This window comes from Fibrobacter succinogenes, assembly GCF_902779965.1.
In the GTDB taxonomy this organism is placed as follows: domain Bacteria; phylum Fibrobacterota; class Fibrobacteria; order Fibrobacterales; family Fibrobacteraceae; genus Fibrobacter; species Fibrobacter succinogenes_F.
In genome coordinates this window covers 35,528-58,625 of the sequence record NZ_CACZDK010000002.1, presented here as the reverse complement: position 1 = coordinate 58,625, position 23,098 = coordinate 35,528, and the positions used below count along the sequence as shown (strand labels likewise).

The following is a 23,098-nucleotide window of genomic DNA, read 5'->3' as shown; positions in this document are numbered from 1 at the left end:
ACCTAATTTACTTTAACAAATTTTTCAAAAATTCAATCAATTGCTGGTACGAATCGCTAATCTTAGCACTTTCATGAGCCAGGAATGTCTGCACCAAGCGAACATCGGGCCTGCTCCGCTGAGAAAAATCATCCACCGATTGCAACTGAGCGATAACACCTTCACGAACAAGTGTCGTTACCGTTTCCTTTTGCCCTTCGGCAAACGGTCCAACACAAGTCGCAACACCCCGCTGGAGAGGTTCCCAAAAATCATGGACGCCAAGGCCACGAGCAAACGAACCCCCCACAACCGCCGATTTCGAAATCGCAAAAACATCCTTCGTCACGCCAAACTGCGAAACAATAGAAACAGCGCCTTTCTGCACTTTAGGCCAATCGACCACTGCAACATTCTGTTCACGCAGCACTTTGCGGAAACCAGCCACTTCCGAGAGACGACGCGGCACAAGCACCACAGCTTCATCGCGCTTGACCGAAGAATCAACCATGCGACCAAGGCTCGGCCATTCCTGAATGTGCATCGAGATAAACGAAGTATCGACAGTCGGGTTTTCTGGAGCTACAATTGCCTCGCCCGAGCGCACCCACGGCAAAAGCTTCCAGTCGCCGCCAATCATCATCCGGGAATTGTTCGACCGCGCAGAGACGCTAAAAAATCGAGAAAGATCCGACCCAGTCTGCATACTCGCAAAACCAATCGCCGAATAATCCATTCCAGGAATCGCCCTATGGAAACGTCCCGAAATAACAGCCACGGATGGACGCATTGAAATCCGCAACATCGAAGAAAGATACCCCGGCCAAAGTTCATTTTCAGCAAGAACAAGCCCGAGCGGCCTCACCGCCGAAATAAAACCTTTCATCGTCGCAGGCGTATCGGCAGGCGCAATACACGCAGCTACATCGACTCCGGAATCCTTGATATACGAGAGCACTTCGACTTTTTGCGTTGTCACCAAAAGACGCGGGCAATTCGGCAAATCTTCCTTGAGGAACTTCGCCACATTCAAAAGCATCTTGCACTCGCCAAGACTTGCACCATGCATCCAAAGGAACGGACCCTTAGGCCACGGGCCACGCAAGCGATTTTTCACATGGTACTTATTTTCTATAACAGGAACCTTGGCTGCAACTTTGGCTACAGAACCTAAAGCTTCACGCGCAATGTCCAAGACCTTAAACATAGAAATAAGCCACCTTTCTCAATACCAATAATAAATTACAAAACAATAGCCACAACCACGTAGAAGAATCTGCAAAAAAAGCTTGCCAAAAGGTTCTTTGCGGAAGAACGTGTTTTGCATCACCCAAACGCGGAAAAATCGCCGGAGTTTTCGAAGCCCAAGCGCGCCAATCATCGCCAAATTTCTGTTCCAAAAACATATCTTCGATTTGCGAAAGCGCCACTTCAAACACAATCACGACAAACATAAACGGGACAACCCAAAACGAAACACCCAAATGGAAAAACGCAATTCCAAGTGCAAAGCCGGTATTAGATATATATAGCGGATGACGCACGTGAGCGTAAGGGCCGCTAGTCACCAAAGAATCTGCCGCATGAACTTTTCCACGAGTATGTTCGCCAATATATCGCCGCGTTTGCACACGCAAAAACGCACTAACGATGTAAAGCAAGAGCGCAATTAACATACCTGCGATACAATTATTTATATACAATTCATCAGGCAACAAACTGGGCGGAGCAAGCGCAAGCGCAATGGCTATAACCCCCAAAATATTCCCTCGAAAACGATACAATAAAGTAGAAACATTACTTTTCGCACTAAACATGATCCATCTCCACAACATCAAAACGTTGTTCCAATTCACGAGATAAAACATCGTGACTCACGAGAACAACCCATTTATGCAAAAGCTCGGCCGTATCCAGGAACGCCGTCAACAGCGGTTCTCGATCGACAAGAGCAACAGATGCAAAAGGTTCATCAAGCAAAACCATCGAGCTATCAGAAGCGAGCGCCCACGCCAACGCAACACGCGCGCGTTCCCCGCCCGACATTCCCTCTTTGGTCATAATTTTATCTGCACGAGCAGCTCGCGCAAATTCAACAACAGCAGCAGAATTCGTCTGTGCAAGAAGCTTTTTCAACAAGTGAAGCGGAGGCAATTCTAAATCCTGCGCCACAAAAAATACGCTGTTTTTGAACGGCAAACTACAGATAATTTTACCATGATCCCAATCTTCAAGTCCAGCCAGCAAACGCAACAGCGTCGATTTGCCTACGCCATTCCGACCGCGGACAAGCACCGGCTTTTTCATATTCCAGCAGAGCGAAAAATTGCTGAAAAGCGTTTCAAAGGCACCTTCGTACGAGAAATCGCCATGCACAATTTCCAAGCTTTCCGCAGCCGGAACGCAAACATGTTCCACCGAACCCGAATCCGTTTTTTTCGAAGGAAGCGCTTCGAATTTTTCCAAAACGCTAAGCGCACTCATCGCCGAACGCGCCTGCGGCATCACGCGGGCACATTCTTTTACAGGTTTGTAACAAAGAAGAACCGCCGAACAAAACAGCACAAGCCCGGTTCCATCCATCCAGCCTTTCGAAATCAAAAGAGCACAGAACGCAAGCACAAAAACCATCGCCAAGACCGACACCGATTCCGCCACCAACGAAAGCACACCTTTGCGGAGCGACACATCAAGACCATCGTCTCTAAGGTCACGCACCTGAGCCATTAAATCATCTGAAACTTCCTTACGTTCAAAGCGGGAACTCCAACGGCGGAAAATTTTACGCGCAAGATAAAGCGAACTGCGAAAAGCGGAACGTTCATTCAAAATACTTTCTTCGGCAGGCCCCATCTTATGCAAGCAGCGCTGCATCCAGCTCACCAGCGGAACAACAACGACAAAAAGGAACAACGTTAAGGGCCATGATATATAGAAGAGAACAGGCAAAAACACGAGTAACTGGAGAACGGCCTGAACCGCTTGGAAAAACACGCCACCATTCGTTTGCAAAACAAGCGTCGATTCATACGCGGCCTCGACTTTAGCCTCACCCTCCGGCGTGTGGAAAACGCGCGGAGAAAGAGCCCGCAACGTATGCAAGAACCACGCCATCACGTAAGCGCCCACGCCGAAAAGCCACTTTTCAGAAACGTTCATTTTCCAGACGAAAAACGCAAAGCGGAGCACCGAAAGGATAACCATCAACCCCAGCCATTGCACAAGCGAAAAAACGGCCTCGCCCTGAAGGATCTCCATGAACGAACGGATACCCCAAAGCAAAGCGGCATCCGCAGCACTCGCCAAAAGCGCCACCGGCAAAAAGCGGAAAATGCCGCGCCAAAGTATCTTTTTTAACCTTTTTTTCAAAATCACGAGGGAAAAATAAAAAAATCAAGCAAAAACCCTTGACATTTTTCTAGAAACATCTATATTTGGCGCACACTAAAACGCCCCTATCGTCTAGTGGCCCAGGACTCGGGATTTTCATTCCCGCAACAGCGGTTCGAAACCGCTTGGGGGTATAAAAAGAGCTCAACGTAAGTTGGGCTCTTTTTTTGTTTTTCTTGCGGGCGGGGCCCCAGCTCGGAGTTGCGAAGGCCGCACGGGCCCCTCCCTGCACCCTCCCCATCCTTGGCCGACGCTCTATTCTCTCGACAAAAAATCGAACCTCCCCCTTGACACAATAAATTAATTTATCTAAATAACACCTATTTTTTCAGCATTGTCTCATTACAAATCCAAATAAATTTCAACCTCTTATTTAAAAGAGAGTTTCTTATGGAAAACAACACACCAACAGAAGATACAAATACACCAAAAACAACGCAATTTTACTTTAAACGACTATTGAGCATATTCGGAGTCATAATTTTAGGAGCACTCGGAAGTGGCCTATGGGAAAGCGTTATTTCACCATTCATTTCATGGTTATCAAAAAAAGCATTTTATTTTTCCAAACTCATATCATCAAATTTTACTGACTCTGTTTACCAAAGCGTCTCCAACGGTTTTTATAAAAGTCCATCACTTCAAATAGATAATTTTCTCTCAATTGTTCTTATAATAGTATTTGCATATCTAATTAAACTTTATGTAAACCTACAAAAACCACCCAAGCTAAAAAAAAGATGGCCATTTATTTTTTGGACAAGCGTATTTATTGGACTCACATCCAGCGTTTTCAGCATTTTAAAAACCACATTCATAACCGAAACAACAGCCAAAACCTTATCAAACATTGAAATTATATCCCCAGCCATCGAGGAAAAAGAATACCGAAAGTTAAAATCAGAATTTCACTCCATGACGAGCGAAAAAGACTACTTGGAATTACAAAAGAAAATTATCGAAATTGCAGAAAAGAATAACCTTAGATTAAAAAAATAAGAGCCTCAAAAAAATTTCGTAATCCCCCCTTGACATTATTCTATAAAATTCTATATTTGTCTCCACACAAAACGCCCCTATCGTCTAGTGGCCCAGGACTCGGGATTTTCATTCCCGCAACAGCGGTTCGAAACCGCTTGGGGGTATAAAAAGGCTCATCGAAAGATGAGTCTTTTTTTTAACCGCATCACAAGGTATAAAAAGCTCAACCGTTAGGTTGGGCTTTTTTTCAACCTTTTTAAGGTATAAAAGAACTCCACGTTAGTTGGGTTCTTTTTTTATACCCACAAGCCAACCGCAAACAGGGTATAAAAAGACTCATCGAAAGATGGGTCTTTTTTTAACCGCAAACCACATCACAGGGTATAAAAAAGATCAACTGCAAGATTGGTCTTTTTTTGTTACTACAAGCAAGCATGCAACCTCCATAAACGGGAAGTCGCCCTCAAATTGAGGGCGACAATAATTTACGAGTTGGAATGAGAGACTTCTTGAATAAACTCCAAATACACCAAAACCGTATTTACGGTTCCTTGTCTCGTGACGTTTATTTCATTTAAAAGCTGAATTGTGCTTGCAAATATGCAAACTAATCAAAGCTCCCCTCTGATACGTTCACGTAAGAAAATATAGCATAATTTTTTCAAAAGAATACATTTTTATTACAAAAATTCATTTTTTGACCATAAAAGTGCTAAAAATCACCACTTTTTCGTATAAATTCCATTCAAATTTTATGAAAAAAGGCCATCATTGCTTCAGTTTTACTTTTTTTTGCGGTCCACTCCTCCCCCTCTTCTGCCAAAAAACTCTCCGAAATCGCAAGAATTGCAGGCACGTCATGCTCGATAGGTTCAATAAAGAACTATCTTTTGCACACGTTGCGGCGCAAAATGCGAACGCGGCGAGCCCATTGTCAATCACAAGTTTGTGGACGTATAACGCTAAAAAATGGAACTAATCAAAAATTACGATATTAGAGTTTTGTGCAATCCCGGTGTGGAATCAGCACAGTTGCTTACACCCGACAATAGCAGGTCAGGAAAGGTTTCGGTCACGAAGGTTTCTGTAATGCCGGGAGCGGAGCAGCCGCGTCACAAGCACTATACATCGGAACAGGTCTGGGTCGCCATCAACGGGCATGGCGTTCTCTTGTTGGCTGACGACAAGGAAGTGCCGTTTGAGGCTGGCGATGTCGTCCGTTTTTCGGAAAAGGAAATTCACGGTCTCAAGAATCTGGGTTCCGAAATTTTCGAATATATTTCCATAAGTACGCCACCGATGAATTTCGCATACGCGTACATGCACGAGAGATAAAAGAAGGCGGCTCAAGGCCGCCAATTTTTATTTCAAGAAGAGCGAAATTTTGCCGAAGTCCAGTATCGTGATGAACACGAAGAAGCTGATGAAGAAAGCGGCGGCGACATTTTGAATAATAGATTGAGTTTTAAGGCTCAACGGTTTCCCGCGTATTTTTTCAATTCCGAGGAACATCAGCAGGCCGCCATCCGTAATTGCAAGCGGGAGCAGGTTCATTACGCCCAAGTTAATGCTGATGAGCGCAAGGAGCATCAAGAAATCCTGAAAGCCGCTCATCCATACGTTACCCATCACGGCGACAATGGATACCGGGCCAGAGAAAGCATCGACTTTAACTTGTCCTTGGAACAAACGCTTGAAGTAACGGAATATGCTCGTGGTCATTTTCCAGCTTGTGGCGCAAGTTTTTTCGAAAGCTTCAATCGGGCCGCGGCGCACAAGATGCGTTTCGCTGAACATCACATACCCCATCTGGATTCCGACGATGTAGCGTTTGAATTCTTCGCTGTAGGCTGGAGTCATTTTCACGTTAACCTTTTCGCCACTGCGCATGAGCGTCACGCTGACTTCGGCTCCTTTGGAGCCATCGATCAAGCGGACAACGTCTTCGTAACGCGAAATGTGTTCGCCATTGATTTCGAAAATAGTATCGCCGCGCATGATGCCCGCCTTTTGAGCAGCAGAGCCTTCCTTGGGTGGCAGGCGCACGATAACGCGATTGCGCGGATAAATGCCGATATCGCCAATGCCCATCTTGATGGGATCGGATATCGAGTCCATAGCGGGGATTACGAGTTCTTGCGGAACGACCTTGATGGCAAGCGGTTCACCACCGCGATGCACTTCGAGCATGACATCGGCACCGAGGCTCACGCCAATTTGTTCGCGAAAATCATCCCACCCTTGCGTTTCCTTGCCATTGATTGCAGTAATCGTATCACCCGGCCGGATGCCCGCCATTTCAGCAGAAGAATTTTTTGCTACAAAGCCAATGATGAGGCTCTTGTTGTCGGGTTCCTGAACGCCGACCATGTAGAGGAAAATCAAGAGGATAAAAGCAAAGACGATATTGACGAAGGGGCCAGCAAATGCAATTGCGGCGCGCGCCCCCACGGACTTCCCCAAGAAATCATCTTGCGAGGGTTGTTGCCCTTCAATGCTATCGGGATTTTCACCCGCCATCGCCACATAACCACCAAAGGGAATTGCCGAGATGCAGTATTCGGTTTCGCCTTTTTTGAAGCGGAAAAGCTTTTTGCCAAATCCCACCGAGAAGGTATTCACCCTGACCTTGTTCCACTTGGCGACAATAAAATGCCCCAGTTCATGGATGGTCACAAGGAAGCTCAGGGCCAACAGCCCCAAGACAAACATCAACAAATTGTTCAAAATACTAGATATCATGTTGTCAATTTAGAAAACCTATAACGAGCAAAAATATTGCAAACATGTAAAAAATAAACTTTTTCGACTTTTTGCGCAAAGTTTGCTATTTTAAAAAAGAATACATCTACCAAGGTTAAAAAATGAAATACTTTGCAAACACACTCTGTTGCGTGCTAATCTTTGGAATCTCTGCATTTTCACAACAAGAACTCAAACCCGTAGATACAATCATCTGTTACGACATAAGCCATTCTGGATTTGTCGAAATCAACGAAAAAACTTTTAACGACTTGTTTTTCAATTTAAAGAACAACTCTATTTTTAACGTTCCACATTCCATTTCTATTGACGGAATTATAAGTACAGTCGATAACAACGCAACATTACAAGATATCAACGGAAAAAAAATCGGCCTCCCCATCATTGGAATTACCAACACCGAGTCTTCCAAAAATACAATCAATCGAATGAAAGTTATTTCAGTAAAAGACTACAAAGTTTCCAATTCAGATGAAGCCGATTCGCTAATGCTAAAGGAGTTTGATCCCCAGCGGATTTACATTCCCCAAACAATGAACGTAAACGCCGGGGATCATATTTCCATCACCAACTACTCAGCCTTTTTGAACGACACCTGCTATGCAGGGGTAAAAAGTCGTCAAAAGGCTTTTGTATTTGGCAAATTCAAGAAGGATTAAAACACAACGTCATAGTTACCGTTAAATGCCAAGTTCATCGACTGTCCGGACACCCAAGCATTCATGCGGAACGGGCGTCCTTCAAGGTTCGTCAACTTGAACACATAGCGGCTCCCCGATGCGTAATTAAACGTTTTCGAGAAATCCCAATCCGTCAACTGATAAGTCGTGTTGGAATACACGAGCTTGCCCGACAGCGGAGCGCCATCCAAAGCATAGAGGCTGATCTTCAAAGATGCCGGAGTCCAATTCTGCGGGAAATCGACAACTTCAATCCACACGGTACCCGTCGCAGAGACAACAACGGAGCCATCGACAGACAAACGAATCGGATTCGAAGAAGAGCAACCCGGCTGTCCTGGGCACTGCAAATCAATTGTTTCCACATCGTTTTCAATCAAGTTACCCGAGAAGTGCAAATCATCGACCCAAATGGAATCTGCGGAGTTCAGCACAATCTGGAAACGAACATCAGCATGCAGTTCAGAGAGCAAAGCCAAAGCCTGCTGCGGAACTGTAAACTCATACGTCGTCCATGCGTTAAACGAGGACTGAATCGTGGCATTCGAGCCTAACTGAATTCTCTTGTTTGCAGACGGAACATTGACCCACAATTCAACCGTGCCCAACCAATACTGGTTTTGAGAAGAAGCAGGAACATAGAGGTTCAAGCTCATCTTGTCACCGATAACCTTTAAGTCAGTGGTCGAAATGCTACGGCTTTCGATAATCTTCCATCCAGAAACTGTCGAGAGGCTATACGAGCCTTCGCTCTTAATATTTCCATCAAGTGCGATAGTAGAGTTGTCAGAATGCCAATCGGCAATATTTTCGAAACGGCCAATTTCAAACGAAGCACCTTCAGCTTCAAGCAAAAGCAAGTTATAGCTTGCGCCGGCAGAATGCGTTCCACTGACAACAATAATATTTCCAGGAGCAGCCAACGTAGAGCTCAAAGAGAATATATTCCTATCTTTTGTATTTGCAATAACATTTGCAGAATACAACGGTGTATTCATATCACGCTGATCAAATACTTCAACCTTTTCAATCGAAGAAAGATTTGCCGATTGCAAGACCAAAGAATAGCTCTTAGAAGACTTGGTGCCCACAATCTTAAACTTATCTTCATCAGTACCCTGCTGCAAGAAGCCAGAAACAGAAACTTCCGGTTGAATCGTAGTTACGTCATTTTCCGTGCAGCAATCGCTCACAACAAACTGACCATTGCGAATCACTTCAAACGGGTTCGTATCCGTCTTCTTCACGAAGGCGATGGAATCCGGAAGACTAGTACCCCTCTTCACCGTGTAAGCTTTTTTCTGCTTATTCGAAATGGAGACTTCCCACTGGTATGAACCATTAGACATGATATTCGGCAAATAGCCAAAGTAAACACCGTCACCAGCCAGGGCATCGCCATGCGTACCATCGTCATAAAGATTAAACTGCGAAGTAGTGCCATTAGGAGCGGTCAACTTACCCGTGGCAGTAACACCAGCAAGGATACCATCCTTTCCAGCAACCGATGCCGTAAAGCTAGCCTGTTCCGGCCACTTGTAAGGAGCTTCCGGCTTCATGCCAATGCTCATGCCATAAGTAGCGCGTTTTTCAAATGCCAACATTCTAAAGTCAACGTTCTGCGACGACATATTATTTTTGATTTTAATCATCGACGTAGAATTCTGTTGCAAGGTAGTCGAATCCACTTCTGCAATAAAGTAATTCACATTATTCAAAGTAAATGTTTCCTTGCTAAACGTAAGGTTCGTACCATTGCTAGACTTCACGGCAATCGGGTTCGATTGCACGGAGCCCGTATAGGAACCGTAAATACGCACTCTGCCCACTTTTCTCGGAACATAAATATTTGAAGACGTTGCAGAGTTACTCAAGACAGCAGCTGCAATCTGTTCAACACCCACGGAGTTAGCAAGCACAGAAGCCGTTGCTGCATTAGCATTCAACACCAGATTTGCTTGCTGGTCGTAGAAGGTGCCACCTGTTTCAGCGGCCATAAGAGCCAACACATTTTTATCGGCATCGGATCCATACGCGAATGTATGTATCGCCACATTCTTTGACTTGGACAATTCAATAACTTTCTGACTATTCATCTTCGAGCTTGCATTATCCAAGCCATCAGAAATAACATACAACATCTTCAAGCTAGACTGATTGCTTGTAAAGGCGTTCAAAGCCGTACCAATAGCATCGAACATAGCAGTAGTACCGCCAGCAGACACACCCGTGATAGCACTGTAAATGTCATTCTTATTCGGATTACTCTTAAGGTGATACACTTCAGAAACATTTTGGTTAAACGCAAAAACGCCAACACTTACGTTACTTGCACTATAGCCAGATCCAGATCCCAAGAATCCGGTCGCTACATACTTAGAAGCAAGTTGAGCCTGTTCCATTTTCTTATTCGAATTCATACTTCCTGAATGATCCAAGACCACGATAATTTCGGTCTTCACGCCATCCATCCACATGATATTCAAATGCTTACGAGTTTCCTTAATATATTGAGCTTCCGTTTTACCGGCAAGTTCAACCTTCATATAAGGCAATTCAACATTTTTTGTATTGCAATAACCAGCTTCGTACCATGTAGCATGGCTTGCATCCCATGTTCCCGTATTATCATTATAATTGAGATAGTGCGATTTGGTCACGTAACGGTCATTAGCCTTCGGAGCTCTATTGATAAGAGACTTGAACCAGAAACGGTTCCATCCGCCCCAAGACTTGTAAATCACATCGTTGACAGGATTAGACACAACCGTTTCCCATCCAGAGAACGATTTGCTATTTGCATTTTTATACGTTACACCCTGCATCGAATTAGAATTGAAATTAAATTTAGTGCTCAAGTTGGCCCACTGCCACGGAATTGCAGCGCCACTTCCGCATGCACCAAACTTGAAATAGCCCAAAGGCCATTGCGTATTTTGAATCGTATGTGCCGTAGCACCAGCAGCTCTAGGCAAAGAAACTCCCCAATTTCCGCTACCGGCACTTGTAATATTCACCTTGTTTCCACTAGGATTTTTCAAGGTGAACGATACAGAAGGAGAGCCATCCTGCGCCCATTCAAGTTCATCAATGGTCATATAGCCATTAGCAAGCCATACAGAACTTGTCGGAGCCGTCCATGTTCCGGACGGAATCGAGCCACCATTCGGGACAAAATAGATTTGCTGTCCGTTATGGAGTGCGTCCAACGAGCTTGATTCATAAGATCCATCCGAGAATACATTAATTCGGATTCTATCCGTTGACGGATCTGCAGAAACGGATACGTTATTATAGAAGTCCGATGGATCCGGAATAAAAGACACAGTCCCATATTCGTCGCTCAGCCCATATAGATAATGCATCGATTCATGAGTAAGCGTCATACCAAAGTGGAACTGCTGCATAGCATCATTTGTACGGAATTCATAAGTCGGGTCACCCGAAACCCATGCATCCGATACAATCAAGTTTCCAGACGGAGAGTTAAACCCGGCAACTCTAGCGCGAGGCCATTCGTTCAAAATACGCCACTGAACGTCACAGCCCTTAGGATTCGTGGTTCCCGTAAAGATTCTGATATTGCCCAAATAGTTACCGCCATTGGACATTTCATACAAGCCGTCAGCCCAATACTTGATAATATTTTCATAGCGTTCTCTAGATTTAGCCGGGCTAGAGCTTCCCTGAACAGGAGTTTGTTCAAGACAAACTGTCAAGTCAACAGCTTCTTCAGACGGTTGGCCATTTGCATCCCATGCCACCGTACGAACCATACTAAACGGGCTCTTCCCTGCAAACAAAAACGCAGCAGAAAAAGCAACCACGCAGGTTATTTTTTTCATTAATCCACCTCCAAAAATATAAGTGTAAGTGATAGAGACTAAAAATTTACTATAAATTTTACAAGTTTGTCATAAATACTTAAAAATTTATGTAAAAATTTATTTAAAAAAATACAAACAATATTTTTGAAATTTTTATTATCTTATTATCTAAAATTCAGATTAGCTTATAAAAAATACATTATTCGAAATCAAATTAAAGATTTCCAATTGTACATCAAGTTAATCAATCACAGAGCAGCGAATGAGAATAGAGCTTTATCACAAAGTTCGCATTTATTGTTATAATCTAAATTTATTCAAAACACCATAAAAAGGGAGCAAAAATGAATAAACTCAATAAAGTCGTTTTCACCACAATCATTTCAGCATGCGCTGCAATGGCAAACGAAAGCTTCGGGGGAATCGGTATTTCTTTCCAGCAAGAAAACGATGGTGTCAAGATTCTTGACATCATCCCCAACACCCCCGCTGCCGATAGCAAGCTTCAAATCAGCGACAAGATTATTGCGGTTGACGGCATTTCGCTTAAGGGGAAATCCGTTGAAGACACAAAGCAAATGCTTCGCGGTCCCAAAAACAAGCCCATAGAAGTGACATACGTGAGCAACGGAGAAACATACTCGACCATTCTTTCTCGCGTTCAAATCACGGTCAAATCTCTCGACCAGAAGGATATCGAAAACTGGTACGGCGACAAGAAAGAGCTCAATTCTAGCGAAATTGAAACATACGCAACAGCTACTGAAGGCGATAAGAAACTTCTAGCCGTTCTTCAAAAAGGCGCCGTACTCCAAGATAAGGAAGCAACATCTGCTGCCAACTTGGACGGCATTTACGCAGAAAAATCGAAAGCAACTCCGGTAAAAAGAACCGCCGCGAAACCAATTTCAAATAACATTGCTGCATTAAAGAGCTTCGACCGCAAAAGCATTGCGTTCGATTTGAAGGAAGCCGGCAAGACAACAGTCACCATCACCAACGTTGACGGCAAGCAAATCGCCCAATTCAGCTTAAAAGACGCAAAGGCGGGCTACAACACCATTTCATGGAACGGCGAAAAAGTTCCTAACGGAAGCTACACAGTGTCTATTGACCACAATAGCAGCACAAGCGGAACAGTCGTAACTCTGAAATAAAAATTTTCTCCACACAAAATAAAGCAGCCTAGGCTTTGAGCTTCAACGCAAAAAGCCTAGGTTTATTGTATTCATTTTTTCTCAAATCAGACAATCATCCATTCAAAATACTTTTAGTAAAAAAATTTCGTCCTTTATTTATTTATATTAATAACAAACTTTCATCAGAGGCGAGACAGCAAATGAAACATTTATCCATTTTACTTTTCCTTTTAGGAGTTCTTGTTTCAGCGCAAGAAAACAAGCCCAACGTTTCAGACATAATTATTTGCGAAACCATCGACCACACTGGTTTTATAAGTGTCTCAGAAGAAAACTTTTTTGAAGTTTTTTATTTCGTCAAAGATTCTACATTCGAACGGTTGCGTTTTTCGATTGACGTCAGCGGTACAATTGATTCCGTTTTCGAGAATTACACTCGCATCCCTAATTTATACGGTCAAGTCACATCTGTTCCCGTGACAGGAGTTGTCGACCACAAGACCACGCAAATGAAAGCAATCGGCATCAGCAATCGCACCGTAAATCTTCCCACGGGTAACGATTCCGCCATGCTCAACAACTTTAAAGCCCAGCGCGTCTTTATCCCAAAAAACCTGGACGCCAAAAAAGGCGACAAAATCAGCATTAAAAATTACGCGGCCGTATTGAATGATACATGTTACGCCGGCGAAAACACACGACAAAAAGCTCTCGTTTATGGAGAATATTTCCTTAATTCAGAGCCAATATCTTCACCCAAAAACAACAGAGCAAGCATTCCCTCAAAGGCGCCAAAGCATAACCGAGATGCCAAAGGTAGATACTTTACGAAAAAGCCGAATTATTATATCGAGTATTAATTTGAATTCAAAGGAAAACGACGCTCCTTACGGAGCGTCGTTTTGCATTATTTGAACACGAGATTCTTTTGACAAGCTCAAAAACGGTCACAAGGCGAAAGCCATACCATGTACTACATTACTTAACACGGTGGCCATTCAAGTCAAAGCGTTTGCCATTCTTTTCGATGAAGAGCGAGTGACCATCAAAGCGGAAGCGCGGTTGCTGAGAGCGTACAATTCTAGATTCAATCGGTGCATGAATTGCATTTGTTCCCTGCGAACTTGAAGATTCGACATTTGCAGACGAGCTCGACATATCAGGCCCGGCAATCGACGAAGAAGAACTTGCAGGAACTACAGAAGACGAACTCTGCGGAACGCTTGACGAAGACGACGGCACAGCAGAAGAACTCGACGCGACAGAAGAGCTAGAAGCCGGAGTATCATTCTTGGCAACGCCTGCTGCCGCAAATTCAGGAGCATGACCCGCGTTGATAGCTTCGATAGCACCAGCGAGATAAGCCAGCGGAGCATTCCAGTTAATCGCAACTTCATTCGTGGCATAACTGCAACGCTGATCAGTATAAGCAGTTGCGGCCTGACCTGTACGGTAATCAGCGCACTTCCATTCTGCGGCAGAGCCAACATCTTCGCCGCCCGGCTGCGGGCCACCCACGAGCATACCCGGAATCGGGTCTTCTATGTTATCTGAAGTACTCGGGCGGTGGTGCGGCATTTTCGGAGACTTCGTGCCGTAACCCGTTACAAAAGACATATCGAGCGGATTCTTGCCAAGCAAGTAATCGAGAGCCTTAACAGCAGCCTTGTAATACTTCTGTTCGCCGGTGAGGTAGTAAGCATGCAACAGCCAAACACCCTGATTTGCAGCAGCGGAATTCGAGCCCCAAACAAAGTCATCCTTAGCCATCACAACGCCAAATCCTTTTTCGGCGCGATTGACAAAGTTATCGGCAGTGCCCAAAATTTTCTGCTTAGCTTCATTAGCATCGCCACCAAACTGAGACTGATGCGTCGCCTTTTCGTAAGTGGCAAGGCCCATGACATCGCCCCAGTAAGAAACGTATTCCGAAGAACCGGACTGTTTGTAAGAAGCATCGCCAGTCGTGATGTAGAGTTCCGTACCAGCGAGAACTTTTTCATCATTCGGGTTGTCATTTTCATAAGCACCAGTCGAAACATCCGACGGATTAGCAAGATAATTCTGATTCGGATGCTGCTGACCCCAAGCGAAAGCCTTCTTGGCTGCATTGAGGCATGTAGACGCATAAGAGGCATCAAAAGGCTTGTAAATACGAGAAGCCATTGCCATCACAGCCGCAAAGTCAAACGTACCCGCAGTACTTTTACCGATAACATAAAGCTTGGAGTTATCCTGAGCAGGCATTACATCGCCCGGGAATCCAAGAGATGTTAATTTGTGATAAACGCCACCATCGCTAGCTTGCATCGTAAGCATCCAATCGAGATTGTACTTAATTTCGGCAAGCAAATCCGGGAGCGAACCTTCGGCAGGGATGTTCCACTTGAGCGTATTGAAATACTGCGGGAAATGTTCGTAAAGAGAGAGAAGCGTGTAAGTTGTAATGCCCGAGTTTACAATGTAACGGCCATAATCACCAGCATCGTACCAACCCTTGCTCGACTGGATTGTACCCGAAGCTCCTGTAGAATTATGGAGTTCTGCAGTAGCATTTGTGTGACCGGCCGCACGAGCCCACTTGTCCGCGTATTGCGATTCCAAGGCCATGGATGCACGCTGGTAATAGAACCACTTGATAGAAGCCTTGACAATATCTTCGTATGTTTGCGATTTCACAACGAGATCGGAACGGAGCACATTGCCATTCACTTTGATGCTGTACTTGCCAGCTTCAGAAAGCTTCGAAAAATCGACGAGCTGGACATTTTGACCACTCGCATCCCAATATGAGGCAGCCTTCGGTGTGACAGAGAGCACAACCTGACCGGCAGCATTCACGAAATCCACATTGCCATTTGCATCGACAAGAGCTAATTCCTTGAAGTCGCCCGGACGATAACCGATTTGGTTGATGTAAGCGGTCGCAGCAAAGGAAGGAACCGCAAAAAGCGCAGCAAGCGCAACGGACTTTATCGCATGATTTTTCACAAACATCCTCACTTTAAAAAGTGCTTGAATTTACCCCATATAATATAGAGCCGTTACGGGAAATATACTACCCTTTGCCGATGCAATTCTAAAAATACTGTAGCAAGTGTTCACGCAACGTTTTTCACAAAAAAAACGGCGCCCCGAAACCAGGGCGTCGCTTTGCATTCTATGAATATGGAAATTTTTCGTTTAAGAAGATCCCTCGTCGGGAACATTCGATTATTTCACGCGGTGGCCTTTAAGGTCAAAGCGCTTGTCGTTCTTTTCGATGAATACTTTCTGATCGTCAAAGCGCAGACGCGGAGCCTTTTCCACCGACACGCGATTTCTCGCAATCGAAGGCCTGATTGCCGAAGTGCCACCCTTAGCAACACCCGGAACAGCAAAAGACGGGGCGTAGCCAGCATTCAATGCTTCAAGCGCGCTAGCAACATATGCAAATGGAGCATTCCAGTTAATCGCCACTTCATTTGTAGCATAGCTACAACGGTTATCGATATAAGAAGTCGCAGGAACCCCCGTCTTGTAATCCTTGCATTCCCAAGACTGCGAACCAATATCTTCACCACCAGGCTGTGGACCACCCACGAGCATTCCCGGGATAGGGGGTGTAATTTTATCCGCTGTACTCGGGCGATGATGCGGCATCATCGGCGACTTCGTTCCAAAACCAGTTAAGAAAGACATGTCAAGAGGATTCTTTCCAAGCAAATAATCCAATACCTTTTTGGCGGCTTCGTAATACTTCTGCTCGCCCGTAATGTAGTAAGCATAAAGGAGGAATACGCCCTGATTGCCAGCAACAGCATTGGAACCCCAGACAAAATCATCGTTCGAGATTACAACGCCAAAACCTTTCGATGATTCATGGACAAATTCATTTGCAAAACTCAAAAGCATCGACTTAGCTTTTTCGGCATCGGCCCCCACTTCAGTCGCATGAGTCGCAGCACCATAAAGCGCAAGGCCGTACATTTCAGGCCATGCCGGGACAATATTTATTTTATTTTCATCAATCGCCGGCTTGTACGAAGCATCCCCTGTAGAGATAAACAATTCCATGCCAGCAAAAGCAAATTCATCAGAGAATTCGCCATCGCTATAAGAACCTGTAGCCACATCCATCGGATTGTAGAAAGCAACTTTCGGATTCTGGAGAGCCCAAGCATAAGCCTTCTTGGCCGCTTCAAGGCATTGAGTTGCATACGTTGCATCAAACGGCTTATACACACGGTATGCAGCAGCCATCACGCCAGCAAAATCAAGCGTCGCAGCAGTTCCTTTACCGATAACATAAAGTTTTTCCGTATCTTTCACAGGCATCACATCGCCCGGAAACTGAAGCGTTGAAAGCTTGTGGTAGACCATACCATCAGACGCTTGCATCGTCAACATCCAATCAAGATTGTACTTGATTTCGGCAAGCAAATCCGGAAGCGTTCCCTCAGCCGGGATATTCCACTTGAACGTATTGAAGTATTCCGGGAAATGTTCGTAAAGCGAAAGGAGCGTGTAAGTCGTAATGCCCGAGTTCACAATGTAGCGGCCATAGTCGCCAGCATCATACCAACCTTTGCTCGACTGGATTGTTCCCGAAGCACCTGTAGATTTATGAAGTTCCACAGTTGCATTCGTGTGGCCCGCAGCGCGTTTCCACTGCCCCGCATACGTTTCTTCCAAAGCCATGGATGCTCGCTGATAATAGTACCACTTGAGCGAAGCCTTGGCGACATCTTCAAAAACTTTATCTGCAATTTTCAAGTCCGAACGCAGAACTTGACCGCCTTGCTTTATGCTGTAGGTTCCCGGAGTCTTCAATTCAGAAATATCAACCAGTTGCACATTCACTGCACCGGGATTCCAATAAGAAGCGGCTTTCGGAGAGACCTTGAGAACGGTCTGGCCTGCAGCATCTACAATTTCGATATCACCATTTCCTTCGGTCAAGGCAAATTCCTTCGGATCCGAAGTACGATAACCGACTTGGTTGATGTAAGCAGTTGCGGCGGTCGCAGCCGTAGCGAGCGAAAGCACAGTCGCCGCGAGAGGGATAAACTGTTTCAAACCAAATTTAAGCTGCATAAGGCACACTCCTTTCCATTACTTGTCATTATATAATATATCGCGAAATAAAATGGAACGCCCCTTATCTAAAGCAAAAACTGGATACAGCTGTACCCAATTGTGAGAAATTGCAAATACACCCAACAGTCCTTCAATATAATCCCAACGGACAGCAACTTACATGATATTTTTGTTACATTTCTTTACGATTATTAAAACAAATATTATCAAGGATTTTTATGAATATCGCAATCGTTGGAACAGGATATGTAGGACTTGTCAGCGGCACATGCTTTGCCGAAATGGGCGTCAACGTGACATGCGTCGACGTGAATCAAGCTAAAATCGAATCTCTCCAAAAAGGTGAAATCCCTATATACGAACCGGGCCTCGACGAAATGGTTCTCCGCAACCAACGCGAAGGCCGCCTCAAATTTACAACCGATCTTGCCAGCATTCTTGACGATGTAGAAATGGTCTTTAGCGCCGTGGGAACGCCCCCAGACGAAGACGGATCCGCCGACTTGCAATACGTGCTCGCCGTTGCCCGCACCTTCGGCCAGAACATCAAAAAATACACCGTTCTCGTGACCAAGTCCACCGTCCCAGTAGGAACCGCAAAAAAAGTCAAGGCAGCCATTCAAGAAGAACTCGACAAGCGTGGCGTGAACGTTCCGTTCGACGTTGCAAGCAATCCGGAATTTTTGAAAGAAGGCAGCGCCATCACGGACTTCATGAAACCCGATCGCGTTGTCGTGGGTGTCGAAAGCGAACAGGCTAAGGAACTCATGACCCGCCTCTACCGTCCGATGATGCTCAACAACTTCCGCGTGATTTTCACGGACATCCCGAGCGCCGAAATGATCAAATACGCAGCGAACTCCATGCTCGCGACCCGCATCAGCTTCATGAACGACATCGCAAACCTCTGCGAACTCGTAGGCGCCGACGTGAACATGGTCCGTAAGGGCATCGGTAGCGACACCCGCATTGGCAGCAAGTTCCTCTACCCGGGCTGCGGCTACGGCGGAAGTTGCTTCCCGAAGGACGTGAAGGCCCTCATCAAGACCGCCGAGAAGAACGGCTACAAGATGGGCGTTTTAAAAGCCGTCGAAGAAGTGAACGAATACCAGAAGACCGTCCTTTTCAACAAACTCGCGAAACGCTTCGGCGGCGAAGCGAACCTCAAAGGCAAGACCATTGCCATGTGGGGTCTCGCCTTTAAGCCAGAAACGGACGACATGCGCGAAGCCACTGCCCTCGTGCTCATCGACCTGCTCGTGAAAGCCGGAGCGACAGTCCGCGTGTACGACCCGGTTGCCATGAATGAATGCAAGCGTAGAATGGCTGCGCGAAATGACGCTGCGGCAATTGCAAACCAGATCGTTTACTGCAAGGACATGTACGAAGCGCTGCTCGATGCAGACGCACTCCTCCTCGTGACCGAATGGAAGCAGTTCCGCATGCCAAGCTTCGGCGTAATGAAGAAGTCGATGAAGAATGCCCTCATCATCGATGGCCGCAACATCTACGACGCCAAGGAACTCGCCGAAGCCGGATTCGAATACTCTGCGATTGGGTGCTAAGCCACACGCGTCATCCTGAACGAAACGCAGTGAAGTGAAGACTACCCAGAAGGCGAGAGTCGCGCCCAAGCAAGCTTGGGCATGACCGAGCCAAAGGGTAGGGGCGATAGCCCCATCCAGTAAAGGTTCATTAATATAGGTGTTTTGGGTTAGTGTAAAAAGGAATATAAATGCTTGATAAAAACGTTATTCTAGATGGAAAAACAGTCCTTGTGACAGGAGCCGCAGGCTTTATCGGAAGCAATCTCTGTAAGAAGTTGCTGAACAGCTACTCCTGCACCGAGCTCGTCGGGCTCGATTCCATCACCGACTACTATGACGTAAACATCAAGCATGAACGCCTCAAGGAAATCGAAGCACTTGCGACCGAGAAAAACAAAAAATGGACCTTCGTCAAAACGAACCTCGCAGACAAGACCGCCCTCGATAATCTGTTTGAAAAGTACCACTTCGCCGTCGTCGTGAACCTCGCCGCCCAAGCCGGCGTTCGCTACTCCATCACAAACCCCGACGCCTACATTCAAAGCAACCTCATCGGCTTTTACAACATCCTCGAAGCCTGCCGCAAGGGCGCGGGCAAAGGCGAACTCGAACACCTCGTCTACGCAAGTTCCTCCAGCGTGTACGGATGCAACAAAAAAGTTCCCTACTCCACCGATGATAAAGTGGACAACCCCGTATCGCTATACGCTGCCACCAAAAAGAGCAACGAACTCATGGCGCACGCCTATAGCAAACTCTACAACATCCCAAGCACCGGACTACGCTTCTTTACCGTCTACGGACCCGCCGGCCGCCCAGACATGGCCTACTTCGGCTTCACCAACAAGCTCAAGGCCGGCAAGACCATCCAGATTTTCAACTACGGCAAGTGCAAGCGCGATTTCACCTACGTCGATGACATCGTCGAAGGCGTCGTCCGCGTGATGCAGCACGCCCCTGAAAAGCAGAACGGCGAAGACGGACTACCGCTCCCGCCCTACAAGGTTTACAACATCGGAAATAATCACCCCGAAAACCTGCTCGACTTCGTGACCATCCTCCAAGAAGAACTCGTCCGCGCGAAAGTGCTCCCCGCCGATTACGACTTCGAAGCGCACAAGGAACTCGTGCCCATGCAACCAGGTGATGTGCCTGTGACCTACGCCGACACGAGCGCACTAGAGGCCGATTTTGGATTCAAACCCGCCACCCCACTCAGGGATGGGCTAAGAAAGTTTGCAGAATGGTATGCCGGGTGGTATGGGAGAGGGGAATAATTATTAATATTGAAAATGGAGTATATCGCAATGATATTATACAATTATAATTTGCGAATTAACAGACCCCTTTGTAAGGTTCCTTGCAAAGGGGCTGACGGGTTGTTGTATATAATCTCCCCCTTTTAAAGGACTTGTATAGTGCCTATCCCAAAGCTTATAAAGAAAATAATAGAAACAGATCCCAATAACCCGAATATTTTTGAAGAAAAAGGGAAAATATATACATTCCTTAACCCTGTATCGTATTTGGAAGCTATTCAAAACAAGGATTTATATAATAATTTTGACGGAATATTTATAGATGGCAGATTTCTTGCAATCGCAATAACCATTCTTTACCATAAGCGAATTAAACGATGCAGTTTCGACATGACTTCGTTAGCGCCAAAATTGTTTGCATATGCAATAGACCACAATAAAACCATTTATTTCGTAGGCGGGATGCCAAACGAAATTAATCAAGCAATGAAGTCTTTTACAGAACACTATCCTAAATTGATTATCGCAGGAACTCGTAACGGTTATTTCAACAGCGTTCAAGATATTGATTCTGAAATTCAAAAAATCATAATCACAAAACCCAATTTCGTGGTCTGCGGGATGGGCGCGATAAATCAAGAGAAATTTCTTTCGCGATTGAAAGAAGCCTACTATGAAGGTATCGCATTCACTTGCGGGGGCTTTATATCCCAAACATCAATGTCAAGCTTTATTTATTATCCGCGGATATTTGATATTCTGGATTTACGTTTTGTGTATCGCATAATCAAAGAAAAACATACACGCAAACGTTATTTAAAAGCTTTTTTTTGGTTTCCAGTAATGTTTTTTAGAGAATGGCTAGCTCACAAGAATAACAAGGCGATCAACCAATAATTATCAAATAAAAACAGAACTGCTCAACATGTCAAATTCCAACAGAATACTCAAAAATTCTTTTTTTTTGTATATCCGCATGTTCCTTCTAATGGGCATCGGTTTTTTTACAACAAGAAAGATACTTGAGGCTTTAGGAGTAGATGACTTAGGAATATATAATGTCGTCGGATCAATCATTATAATGTTCGATTTCGTATCGTCAGGATTGTCCAACTCAACACAGCGCTTTATCAACATTGGTCTAGGTCGAAATGACAACAAATATACAAACCAGTATTTTTCCCAAAGTTTTTTTCTGCATTTAGCATTTGCTCTAATTACAGCTTTAATTATTGAGCCCATTGGATTATGGCTAATTTACAAAAAGCTTGTAATTTCACCAGATAGACTGGACGCGGCCTTAATAGTATTTCACTTATCCATAATATCACTAATAATACAGTTCGTTAAAATTTGCTTTGAAAGCGACATTATAGCAAGAGAGCAAATGTCCTTTTACGCCTATTTAAGCATTTTTGAGGGATTTTCAAAACTAGCCATTTGTTACGCAATCATCCAGAACACAACGTTCGACAAACTAATTTACTACGGGGTTTTACTCCTTTGCATCAACACGATTGTTGCCTTAATTTACATTGTATTTTGTCTGTCAAAGTACAAGGAAACACGCATTAAAGGTTACTTCGACAAGCAAATATTCAAGCAACTAACATCTTTCATTAGTATAAACTCGTTCGGCGTTATATCCTGGGCCTTAGGAAAGCACGGAATTAACATTGTAATGAACATGTTTTTCGGACCAGCAATAAACGGAGCCAAAGCCCTAGCAACGCAACTCGATCGAATTATAGCACAATTCGGTACAAATCTTGATACAGCTGTAAGACCCCAAATTACAAAAATGTATGCACAGGACAAAATCCAGGAAATGTTCCTGCTTGCAATGAAAGCGACTAAATACATTTATTACGTAATGTTAATCATTGCTATGCCGTTTCTATTCGAAACAAAAAACATCCTGCAATTGTGGTTAGGCGAAGTTCCTGAATACACCAAAATATTTACCCAGGTTGTTGTATTTGAAACATTGTTTACCGTATTCAGTCGACCATTTAACGACACATCGCTAGCCACAGGCAAAATAAAGAATATTCAAATTTACGGACGCCTGATAACACTTAGTGCCCTACCAATTTCGTACGTACTACTAAAAATCGATGCAAATCCCATTATTCCGGTTATCCTTGTCGCATTTTTAAGCCTAATTTACTCCTTATATACCGTTTGGGAAATGAATAGACATTATCACTTTGGTTTAAAACTCTTCTTTATAAAATCTCTTTCGCCCATAATTATAGTAAGTGCCATCTGTTTGGGAGTTGGATTTGTAATTCAGGAACTCATTGTATTTGATAATATATATATTTCAGTATGTGCCAAAAGCGGCTTGCTGATGAGTGTCGCTTTAGCTATCATCATTTTGATAGGCGTAGATACGGGAGATCGAGATTACTTAATAAAAAAAATACAACGAAAAGGTGCTAATTAGTTATT

At 44.7% G+C, this 23,098-nt stretch carries 16 protein-coding genes and 2 tRNA genes; 11 read left to right on the top strand and 7 right to left on the bottom strand.

Going from position 1 to position 23,098, the window contains the following annotated elements; genetic code table 11:
- Positions 1-7: 7 nt before the first annotated feature.
- The 3 genes from HUF13_RS01145 to HUF13_RS01135 are packed head-to-tail and all read right to left on the bottom strand — an operon-like array spanning position 8 to position 3,348.
- Positions 8-1,186, bottom strand: a complete 1,179-nt coding sequence (locus tag HUF13_RS01145) for a glycosyltransferase N-terminal domain-containing protein (protein WP_173473426.1) — start codon at positions 1,184-1,186, stop codon at positions 8-10.
- Positions 1,179-1,796 carry an isoprenylcysteine carboxylmethyltransferase family protein gene (locus tag HUF13_RS01140; protein WP_173473425.1) on the bottom strand — a complete coding sequence of 206 codons (618 nt, stop codon included), beginning with the start codon at positions 1,794-1,796 and terminating at the stop codon, positions 1,179-1,181. The genes HUF13_RS01145 and HUF13_RS01140 overlap by 8 nt, the downstream gene beginning before the upstream one ends.
- Entirely contained in the window at positions 1,789-3,348 is a 1,560-nt protein-coding gene (locus HUF13_RS01135; RefSeq protein WP_304038681.1) for an ATP-binding cassette domain-containing protein, read from the bottom strand. The genes HUF13_RS01140 and HUF13_RS01135 overlap by 8 nt, the downstream gene beginning before the upstream one ends.
- 82 nt (positions 3,349-3,430) lie before the next feature.
- Between HUF13_RS01135 and HUF13_RS01130 the strand changes: the two genes are divergently transcribed.
- The 4 genes from HUF13_RS01130 to HUF13_RS01115 all read left to right on the top strand — a co-directional run bounded on the left by HUF13_RS01130 (position 3,431) and on the right by HUF13_RS01115 (position 5,685).
- Positions 3,431-3,503, top strand: a tRNA-Glu gene (locus tag HUF13_RS01130).
- A 256-nt stretch (positions 3,504-3,759) separates the two neighbouring features.
- Positions 3,760-4,368 (top strand): hypothetical protein, encoded by a 609-nt coding sequence (locus tag HUF13_RS01125; protein ID WP_173473424.1) that lies wholly within the window; start codon positions 3,760-3,762, stop codon positions 4,366-4,368.
- 73 nt (positions 4,369-4,441) lie between these two features.
- Positions 4,442-4,514, top strand: a tRNA-Glu gene (locus tag HUF13_RS01120).
- Positions 4,515-5,319: 805 nt separating this feature from the next.
- A complete protein-coding gene (locus HUF13_RS01115; protein ID WP_173473423.1) occupies positions 5,320-5,685 on the top strand; it encodes a cupin domain-containing protein in 366 nt (121 codons plus the stop codon).
- 27 nt (positions 5,686-5,712) lie between these two features.
- On the opposite strand, the gene rseP is transcribed toward HUF13_RS01115, so the two are convergent.
- Positions 5,713-7,092 (bottom strand): RIP metalloprotease RseP, encoded by a 1,380-nt coding sequence (gene rseP / locus HUF13_RS01110; RefSeq protein WP_173473422.1) that lies wholly within the window; start codon positions 7,090-7,092, stop codon positions 5,713-5,715.
- 122 nt (positions 7,093-7,214) lie between these two features.
- On the opposite strand from rseP, the gene HUF13_RS01105 reads away from it, so the two are divergent.
- Positions 7,215-7,772 carry a hypothetical protein gene (locus HUF13_RS01105; protein WP_173473421.1) on the top strand — a complete coding sequence of 186 codons (558 nt, stop codon included), beginning with the start codon at positions 7,215-7,217 and terminating at the stop codon, positions 7,770-7,772.
- Here HUF13_RS01105 and HUF13_RS01100 read toward each other — a convergent pair.
- The gene (locus tag HUF13_RS01100) at positions 7,769-11,638 is read right to left on the bottom strand and encodes a VWA domain-containing protein (RefSeq protein WP_173473420.1); all 3,870 of its coding nucleotides are present in this window, start codon (positions 11,636-11,638) and stop codon (positions 7,769-7,771) included. The genes HUF13_RS01105 and HUF13_RS01100 overlap by 4 nt on opposite strands.
- Before the next feature lie 326 nt (positions 11,639-11,964).
- On the opposite strand from HUF13_RS01100, the gene HUF13_RS01095 reads away from it, so the two are divergent.
- Both HUF13_RS01095 and HUF13_RS01090 read left to right on the top strand, forming a co-directional pair.
- On the top strand, positions 11,965-12,777 hold the full coding sequence (locus HUF13_RS01095) for a PDZ domain-containing protein (protein WP_173473419.1): 813 nt from the start codon (positions 11,965-11,967) through the stop codon (positions 12,775-12,777).
- 182 nt (positions 12,778-12,959) lie between these two features.
- Complete coding sequence (locus HUF13_RS01090; protein WP_173473418.1) at positions 12,960-13,619, top strand: hypothetical protein; 660 nt, start codon at positions 12,960-12,962, stop codon at positions 13,617-13,619.
- Positions 13,620-13,737: 118 nt separating this feature from the next.
- On the opposite strand, the gene HUF13_RS01085 is transcribed toward HUF13_RS01090, so the two are convergent.
- Together HUF13_RS01085 and HUF13_RS01080 are read right to left on the bottom strand one after the other, a co-directional pair.
- Positions 13,738-15,756 carry a glycoside hydrolase family 9 protein gene (locus tag HUF13_RS01085; protein WP_173473417.1) on the bottom strand — a complete coding sequence of 673 codons (2,019 nt, stop codon included), beginning with the start codon at positions 15,754-15,756 and terminating at the stop codon, positions 13,738-13,740.
- Positions 15,757-15,972: 216 nt separating this feature from the next.
- Positions 15,973-17,835 carry a glycoside hydrolase family 9 protein gene (locus HUF13_RS01080; protein ID WP_173473416.1) on the bottom strand — a complete coding sequence of 621 codons (1,863 nt, stop codon included), beginning with the start codon at positions 17,833-17,835 and terminating at the stop codon, positions 15,973-15,975.
- Between the two features lie 221 nt (positions 17,836-18,056).
- On the opposite strand from HUF13_RS01080, the gene HUF13_RS01075 reads away from it, so the two are divergent.
- The 4 genes from HUF13_RS01075 (at position 18,057) to HUF13_RS01060 (ending at position 23,093) form a co-directional block, all read left to right on the top strand.
- On the top strand, positions 18,057-19,403 hold the full coding sequence (locus HUF13_RS01075) for a UDP-glucose/GDP-mannose dehydrogenase family protein (RefSeq protein WP_173473415.1): 1,347 nt from the start codon (positions 18,057-18,059) through the stop codon (positions 19,401-19,403).
- A gap of 170 nt (positions 19,404-19,573) precedes the next feature.
- Positions 19,574-20,662 carry an NAD-dependent epimerase/dehydratase family protein gene (locus tag HUF13_RS01070; RefSeq protein ID WP_173473414.1) on the top strand — a complete coding sequence of 363 codons (1,089 nt, stop codon included), beginning with the start codon at positions 19,574-19,576 and terminating at the stop codon, positions 20,660-20,662.
- Positions 20,663-20,803: 141 nt separating this feature from the next.
- A complete protein-coding gene (locus tag HUF13_RS01065; RefSeq protein WP_304038679.1) occupies positions 20,804-21,541 on the top strand; it encodes a WecB/TagA/CpsF family glycosyltransferase in 738 nt (245 codons plus the stop codon).
- Positions 21,542-21,620: 79 nt separating this feature from the next.
- On the top strand, positions 21,621-23,093 hold the full coding sequence (locus HUF13_RS01060; RefSeq protein WP_173473413.1) for a hypothetical protein: 1,473 nt from the start codon (positions 21,621-21,623) through the stop codon (positions 23,091-23,093).
- The last annotated feature ends 5 nt before the right edge of the window (positions 23,094-23,098 follow it).